Here is a 1311-nt window from a genome sequence, read left to right on the forward strand (position 1 = left end):
CCACATCGGGATGTACGTCGGCAACGGCACGATGGTGCACGCGCCGCGCCCCGGCCGGACGACGCCCAGGATCTCCATCGAGCCGGCTCCCGCCAGCGTCACGTTCCGGCCGGGGCGCGGCGCGTGCACCATCGTGCCGTTGCCGACGTACATCCCGATGTGGCTCGCGTCCTTGAAGTAGACGATCAGGTCGCCCGGCCGCATGTCCTTGATGTCCACGCGGGGCAGCAGCCGCCACTGCTCCTGCGAGGTACGGGGTATCGGGCGGCCGGCGGTGCCCCAGGCGAGCTGGGTCAGACCGGAGCAGTCGTACGAGTCCGGCCCCTCGGCGCCCCACACGTACGGCTTGCCGATCTGCGCGGTCGCGAACGCGATCGCCTTCTTCGCGTCCGGGGTCGCGTCGCCCTTGAGGCCGTCGAGGACGCCGGTGCCGAGCCAGGTCGTCTGGGCCCTGGTCTGTGCCTGCTCCTCCAGCCGGCGCAGCCGCTCCCGCTCCTCGGCGGCGAGTTCGGACTCCAGCTTCTTCGCGGCGGCGATCTTGCTGTCGATCTCCTTCTTCGCCTGGGCCTGCCGCACGCGGTTGGCCTCCAGCTTGGTCCAGTTCACGCCGGCGTCCTTGGCGTAGACGTCCAACTGGGCCTGGGTGCGGTTCATTTCGCCGAGGAGGTCGGTGGTGGCCTTCGCTCCGGCCTTGAGGCGCCCCGCGTTGTCGAGGAAGAGCTGGGGGTCGGTCGTGAGGACGAGCTGCGCGCCGTCGGGGAGGCCGCCGTTGCGGTACTGGGCGCGGGCGGTGGCCCCGGCCCGGGCCTTGAGGGACTCGATCTTCTCGCGGCCCTCCACGATCATCAGGGCCACCCGGACGATCTCGTCGGTCTGCTGCTTCGTCCGCCCCTCCGCGAGGTTGTACGCGTCGGTGGCGACGGCGGCCTGGCGGTACAGGGTGTCTATCTCCTTGCGCACCTCCTCCAGCGTCTTCTTCGGAGCGGGCGGGGGGAGCGGCGCGGCGGCGGCCTGGAGGGTCAGCGCGGGCGAGGCCAGCACGGTCAAGGCGCAGATCACGGTGATCGCGGCGGTGGCGTGGCGGCGTCGGTTCACGAGCTCCCCCTCAAGTGGACCAATCTGATTTACCGTCAGTAACTTGATGCTGACCTTGGCGATAGTGCCATGCGAAACCGTAAAGCAACAGGGGAAACCAGGGCCCACCGGGCCGGTCCCCCCACGGTTGACGAGAGTTACGGGCGTTGCGTTCCCGACGTGGGGGTCTTTCGACGGAAGTCGAAGGAAGAGCCCCCCTCAGTCGCCCCCGAGGCC

The 1311-nt window shown here is 69.9% G+C and carries 1 protein-coding gene; it reads right to left on the bottom strand.

Annotated elements, in window-relative coordinates; all coding sequences use genetic code 11:
- Positions 1–1095: C40 family peptidase (locus tag EAO70_RS34890; RefSeq protein WP_148006829.1), on the bottom strand; the 1095-nt coding region annotated here is incomplete at its 3' end.
- Between the last annotated feature and the right edge of the window lie 216 nt (positions 1096–1311).

The organism is Streptomyces sp. adm13(2018) (assembly GCF_008042145.1).
Classification (GTDB): domain Bacteria; phylum Actinomycetota; class Actinomycetes; order Streptomycetales; family Streptomycetaceae; genus Streptomyces.